The organism is Rhodoferax sp., from assembly GCF_010365055.1.
Classification (GTDB): Bacteria; Pseudomonadota; Gammaproteobacteria; order Burkholderiales; family Burkholderiaceae_C; genus Rhodoferax.
This window is the reverse complement of record NZ_JAAFHA010000143.1, coordinates 1-6529: the sequence shown is the minus strand read 5'-3', so window position 1 is coordinate 6529 and position 6529 is coordinate 1. Positions and strand designations below refer to the sequence as shown.

Sequence of the window (6529 nt, the reverse complement as noted above, 5' to 3'; positions counted from 1 at the left end):
GGCCTGATTAAAAAATCCCAAAACCAGAAACTTCCAAACAGGGTCAGTTTCAGTGGTCGGGGAAATTACAGAACGAATGTTGCACTACCATGCCCGCCGCCATGACCGATGTGCAACGCGCCACAACGTATACCAGCGCCAGCGTCAAGATCACCTATTCCGATGCCAGCACGAAGACCCAGGCACTGACCTACAACACCCTGTTCAAGACCGGTGACGTGCTCAAGAACGGCAGCGTCAGCGTGATCGCCGGCGCCTTCTATGACATCAACGGCAATCCCATCAACCGCACCGTGCTGATGGGAGATGACGGTGCCAACACCGGCCTGTTCATGTTCATCGCTGACAAGGAAAAAGACCTGAGCACGCCCGACGGCGTTGGCAACAGCGCCCACGTGGACAAAATCTCCAACGTGGACAACATCAAATTCTCGGAAGAGCTGCGCACGCTGTTCATCGGAGAAGACTCGGGTCAACACGTCAACAACTTCTTGTGGGCTTACAACGTGGACAGCAAGAACTTGTCGCGCATTCTCTCGGTTCCGGCCGGCGGCGAGGCCACCGGGCTGGAGATGGTGGATAGCCTCAATGGCTTCTCCGACATCTTGAGCAACTTTCAGCACACCGGTGACTGGGGCAGCATTCACAACGTCATCAAGGCGGGGGTGGAGCCACTGATCAACGCCAACTGGAACAACAGGAATAGCGCCGCGGTGGGTTGCCTCAGTGGCTTGCCAACATTATGAGCGTGGGCTTTATGCCGATGCCAGGGTTCCAATGATCGTCATCGGCGTCTTGCCATGCAGGCCTGCGCTTTGCACGTCTGCGCGGCGAGCCAGTGTGGTTCGGGCCAGATGAAGCCGATTGCTCTGCGGGCGCGTGCCAGTTGGAAGATGGCAGGTGTGCTGTGGCATCTGGTGCGCGGCTGGTGGACGGTTGTCCTGGTGTTTCCAGGATTGACGACCTCACAAAAAGCAGAACGAATCAGGGCCTGGGCCCTTGCCCTGCTTGAACTTCTAGCTATTAATTTAGTTGTTACAGGGAGACCGCCGACTCAGGGCCCCCTGCTGCTGGTGTGCAACCACATCTCTTGGCTCGACATTTACGTGATTTATGCGACTTGTCATTGCCGCTTTGTCGCCAAAGCCGATGTCGGGCGCTGGCCCCTGATCGGGACACTGGCCACCGCGGCTGGCACCTTGTTCATTGAACGAGAGTCCCGGCGTGATGCTTCGCGCGTCGTGCATCGAATGGCCAGTTGCCTGCACGCTGGCGACGTGATTGCGGTGTTTCCAGAAGGCACCAGCAGTGATGGCTTGCACGTGCTGCCATTTCATTCCAACTTGGTGCAAGCTGCTATTGCCACCAACGCACCGGTGCAGCCCGTAGCGCTGCGGTTTTCGGAGGTCGTCAGCGACACGCACAGCTTGACACCGTGCTACATCAATAGCGACACGCTCATTGGTTCCATTTGGCGCATGTTGAATGCGCCGCCGTTGTGCGCCACCCTGATGTTTGGCGAGCAGCAATCCGCCCAGGGGCGTGGGCGGCGTGTGTGGAGCGCCGACTTGCGTCTGGCGGTAGAGGCGCTGCGGGCACGCGCCACAGACAGTTGAGCGCAGAAACCAGTGGCCTGACGCAAGTCTGACTACGGCAATTTGGGGTGAACTTGTTTGATTCGTGAGCCGATTGACGGCGCGACTCAACTCGGTGGGCAATTGTGCGATCTCCCAAGAAATTCACATTTTCCGGAAATTCGGTTTGCGCTTCAGCGTTGCAAGACCTCACTTTGTCTGCCAACTGCCACGCCGTGCAAGAAGTCAAGCACGCCGGTTTCTAATTCCAACTTCGCCACCAGGGTAATGGCCAGGCTGACATCTCGCGCTGCGCCAATACTCGACTGAAGCTCGGTCGCCTGTTCGTGCCATCGTTGCGAGCGCTTCTTGGGCAGCAGCGGTTGCATAGCCTCGATGCTGTAGCGCATTCGCTTGGCAATGATGCGCGCATGGTGCTGGCTGTCCGGGTCACCAGTGTCGCGCAGGGCGAGTTGAAGCTGATCATGCAGGCGCTTGATTCGGCGCCTGGCCCAAGGTTGCAGGGGCTGCTTGAATTCGGGCGAGACCTCGTCCTGCGCCCTCGCGGTTGACAAGCCTTCAAGCCACTGCGTGATTTCAAGCAAACTGGCGCCGACCGCCGGCTGGCGGAGCGCCTCGCGCGCAAGCTCGCGTTGGTGAGTGCGGGCCTGTGCCAGGGTCCGCTCCATCCGGTGCCACGCCTGTTCCCGTCGGCTGTCCCCGGCCACATAGGCGACGCCGATTGGGGGCAGGGTTTCGGTGCAAGCAACGTCGAAATTGCGCACTTCGCTTAACAGATTCAACAGCGGCTGCAGCGCCTGCCATGACGGCATCTCTGTGCCCGTGACGGCAATCTTGAAAAGTCGCAAAGCACTTTTAAAACGTCGCCAACCCACCCGCGCCTGGTGCACCACCTCGGGGTTGTCGGAGCTGCAAAGCAGGCCCAGGTTGGACGTGAACTGGCAGAACATTTCACGCAATACACGCCGGCTTGCCTCGGGCAGTGGCAGCTTGGGTGTCAGGCTGGGTGGCTGGGCGCGCAGCGGCTTGTCCAGACAGCCCTCAATGAGCAGGTAGCCACGCTCGGCCTTGCTGATGTTGGCGGGCAATACCGCAGTCGTCCTGGCAATTTGTCGGGCGATGGCAAACAGAGCGGGGGGTGAGCCCGCGAGCAACTCAAGCTCCAACTCGCAAATGGGTGATTGGGTCTGATTCGCTTCGATCTGCCCAAGGTCCAGCGCGATCTCAACCACACTGCCGTCGCGTTTTCGAACGACCCAGAGGGTTCGGTCGAAGACCGTTGAGAAACTCGGTGCCAGCGCCTGAAACACACTGCCATCAGGGTCGAAATTGTTCCACGGGGTCGCTTGGAGAGCCTGCAAGTCGAGTCTGGCATCCGGCACGGGCACCTCCCATTCGCCACGCTGGCTCAGTGCCGAGTCACCAAGCCCCCCCATTTTGAGGGTTTGTAGCCATTGCGGCTTTGCATCGCTTCCAACTCGCCGTATTCGCAATGCGATGCGCGCCTGCCGCAATGCTTGCTCGGGTGTGTCGTAGTAAACGTTGTGCAAGTGCACACGAGTTGCACTGCGCCGCGTCAGCAGCGTTATCTGAGCCAGCTGCTTTGCCAGTTGCGACGGATCAGCGCCTGGCAAGGCCAGCTTGAGCTCAATTTCTTGTGGTCCTTGGCGGAGACGATCTGGTTTCATAAGAGACAAGCTGCTTGCTCAATGGCTGTCTTGATTCGTTGTACCAGCTTGGAACCTGAATTATGCGTCTGGAGCATTCACTTTGACCCTGGCAACCCCGTGATGACCTGGTGATGGCATCGGAGGCCAACATCTGCTGATCGGTGACTCGGTATATGGCGTTGGTAGCATCACGTCAATCAATACTGATGCGTTGTCTGCCGGGAATGTCCGTCCCGCCACCAACATGGCGCTAATTTAATGGAAAAAAATGACAACTTGAAGACATTGATGGCTCTTTCGCCCGCAAGAGCTGCGAAGAGGTCAGACTTGGCCGTGTTCATGGTGACTTTGACGTTAATTTCCACCCTGTCAGTCAGCGCCGTTCTCTGGATCAGGCGGTTGCGCTCAGGAATAGGTGCGGCGACTCAATAAACGTGAACGTTGCAAAGCCAAAAATTCGAGCACGCCATAGGCAATGCAGGCTGGGATGGCCATGACGCGAAAGAAAGTTCTTTTGTTAAACATAGGGTAGACGCTGTCAGGCGCTTTGAAGTTGGCAGGCGCCAAATTACACCGGCCTTATGACAGCCCTGTGTCAGTGTCAAATAACGACGCATATCAACGCAAGTGTTGCAGGCGCGAAGGTTCCGACGCTAAGCTCACCGTTCATGACGATCGTCCTGCAACTCTTATCCCATCGGCAACCGTGACGCAAACCAGGCTGCCAGAATTGCTTGCGTTGGAGCGCATCATCGAATTGGGCGCAGCTTGGCTCGACACACGCGTGGTCTGTAACGTCAGTTTGCCGGGCGGCGGCTCCTATCCGGTGCATGTCATTGCATTGGGTAATCCAGCGCTCGACGTGCCAGCAGTGGGTTATTTTGGTGGTGTTCATGGCCTGGAACGCATTGGCACGGGCGTGGTGATTTCGTATCTGCAAAGTTTGGTCATGCGTCTGCAATGGGACAGCACCTTGCACCGGCAACTTGAATCGGTTCGCCTGGTCTTTATGCCGATCGTCAACCCGGGCGGCATGGCGCTTGGCACCCGGGCCAACCCCAACGGTGTGGACTTGATGAGAAACGCGCCGGTCGAGGCGCAAGAGGCGGTGCCTTTTTTGGTCGGCGGGCAGCGCTATAGCCCTGGCTTGCCGTGGTACCGCGGCCTCAAGGACCAGGCCATGGAAATTGAGAATCAGGCCATCTTTGATGTCGTGAAAACCGAACTGTTGTCCCGCAGGTTCAGCCTGAGCCTGGATTGCCATTCGGGCTTTGGCACCAGCGACCGCATCTGGTTCCCCTACGCTCATACGCGGGTGCCAATCAGGCACTTGGCCGAGATGCACGCCCTCAAATGCATTTTTGTGCAGTCGCACAGCCACCACCGCTACATCTTTGAGCCGCAAAGTTTGCAGTACCTCGCGCACGGGGATGTGTGGGACCATTTGTACCAACAGTCATGTGCGGAAGCCAAAAACATTTTTCTGCCGCTCACGCTAGAGATGGGTTCCTGGCTGTGGGTGAAGAAAAATCCACGCCAACTGTTTTCGCGGCATGGCATTTTTAACCCCTTGATTGAGCATCGCCAGCAGCGTGTGCTGCGCCAGCACCAGTCGTTGTTGGACTTTCTGTCGCGTGCGGCGTGCGGTCATCCACTTTGGCTTCCAGGCCATGAGGCCCGGGCGCAACACCATGCACAGGCGTTACAGGACTGGTATTGATCTACAACGCAGACGTGACTTTGTGCAACCTTGTGCACGATCTATCGTTTGACGAAAGGCCCTGGGCTGTTTGGCCGGTGTGTGCACGGTGACACAGAAAATTCCTATACTGATTCGCACAGGTAGGGCGGTTCTCACACTATGAAGGAGTTCATTTGATTGACAGCGCAGCAACACCCGTTCGCCCAGGCATCACCACGCAGTCAGGCCTCGCCTGGCTCAAGCGCTTGGTGCAGCCGTCGCCCAGCCCGCTCAACCTTGCGCTTCAGGGCGGTGGTGCGCACGGCGCCTTCACCTGGGGCGTTCTGGACGCGCTGCTGGAGGATTCGCGCGTTGAGTTCGAGGGCCTGAGCGGCAGCAGCGCCGGAGCCATGAACGCGGTGGTCTTTGCCGACGGCTGGATGAAGGGCGGGCGCGACGGCGCTCGCCAGGGTTTGTCGGATTTCTGGACCGAAGTGGGCAAGCAGATGCCCTGGGGCTTGATGACCCAGGGTGAGGGCGAGGCGATCAGCCTGTCGCCTGCGAGCAAATTGCTTGCGAACTGGGCCGGCTACTTCTCACCAGCGCAGCTCAACCCTTTTGATCTGAACCCCTTGCGCGATCTGCTCGTTCGTCTGGTCGACTTTGAGCAGTTGCGCACGCGCAGCCCGTTCAGGTTGTTTGTCGGCACCACGCAGGCCAATACTGGCAAGCTGCGTGTGTTTCGCGAGAACGAACTCAACGTCGACGTGATGCTCGCCTCCGCCTGTCTGCCCAAAATCCATCATTCTGTGGAAATCGATGGCGAGCCGTATTGGGACGGTGGCTACGCGGCCAACCCCGCGGTATTCCCGCTTTTTTATGACTGCGATTCGCGTGATGTGTTGTTGGTGCTGCTGAGCCCGCTGAGGCGCGAAGGCACACCGAACACGGTGCAGGAGATCGAGTCGCGCATCGCCGAACTCGCGTTCAGTGCCAACTTCATGCGCGAGATGCGAATGTTTGTTGACGCGGTTGAATTTTCCAGCCCGACATTTCTGACTTGGGGCAGGCTGGAGCGACGCTTGCAGAAGATGCGGTTTCACATGATTGATGCCAGTGAGCTGGTGAGCCTGCAGCGCACTGAGACCAAGCTTCTGGCGCACGGTCCGTTTCTAGCGCTGTTGTGCGGGCAGGGCCGCGAGCGTGCGACGGACTGGCTCGCGCAGAGTGCCGATGGCATCGGACGACGCTCAACCGTTGATATGAACAAATGGTTCTTCTGATGTCGTGAATCAACGGCCGTGTTTGCGCTGCGGGGTCGTGCCCGGTGATGCGCGCAAGGCCCGCAGGCGTTCCAGCAGCGCTTCATCGGGCACCATGACTGCGGCGACCACGCCGGGGTAGATCGCGCCATCGTTGCCGTCCAGGGTGATGACATCCCCTTCGTGGAGAGTCATTTTTCCTATTTGGACGGTGCGAGCGCTCAAGTCGATGCGCAGGCTTTCACAGCCCACCAGACAGACTTTTCCCAGTTGCCGGGCCACTACCGCGGCGTGGGCGGTGCGCGCACCGCGCTGCGTCAG

Annotated in this window: 6 protein-coding genes; 4 read left to right on the top strand and 2 right to left on the bottom strand. The window is 58.5% G+C overall.

Features of this window, described 5'->3' with window-relative positions; all coding sequences use genetic code 11:
- Positions 1-89 precede the first annotated feature (89 nt).
- Positions 90-746 (top strand): hypothetical protein, encoded by a 657-nt coding sequence (locus GZ093_RS19510; RefSeq protein ID WP_296489275.1) that lies wholly within the window; start codon positions 90-92, stop codon positions 744-746.
- A 108-nt stretch (positions 747-854) separates the two neighbouring features.
- On the top strand, positions 855-1616 hold the full coding sequence (locus GZ093_RS19505; RefSeq protein WP_296489273.1) for a lysophospholipid acyltransferase family protein: 762 nt from the start codon (positions 855-857) through the stop codon (positions 1614-1616).
- A 152-nt stretch (positions 1617-1768) separates the two neighbouring features.
- On the opposite strand, the gene GZ093_RS19500 is transcribed toward GZ093_RS19505, so the two are convergent.
- On the bottom strand, positions 1769-3283 hold the full coding sequence (locus GZ093_RS19500; RefSeq protein WP_296489271.1) for a CYTH and CHAD domain-containing protein: 1515 nt from the start codon (positions 3281-3283) through the stop codon (positions 1769-1771).
- Positions 3284-3971: 688 nt separating this feature from the next.
- Here GZ093_RS19500 and GZ093_RS19495 point away from each other — a divergent pair.
- A complete protein-coding gene (locus GZ093_RS19495) occupies positions 3972-4985 on the top strand; it encodes a M14 family zinc carboxypeptidase (RefSeq protein WP_296489269.1) in 1014 nt (337 codons plus the stop codon).
- 155 nt (positions 4986-5140) lie between these two features.
- Positions 5141-6229, top strand: a complete 1089-nt coding sequence (locus tag GZ093_RS19490; protein ID WP_296489268.1) for a patatin-like phospholipase family protein — start codon at positions 5141-5143, stop codon at positions 6227-6229.
- 9 nt (positions 6230-6238) lie between these two features.
- Here GZ093_RS19490 and GZ093_RS19485 read toward each other — a convergent pair.
- The coding region (locus GZ093_RS19485) for a PEP-utilizing enzyme (RefSeq protein ID WP_296489266.1) at positions 6239-6529 on the bottom strand (291 nt) is incomplete at its 5' end.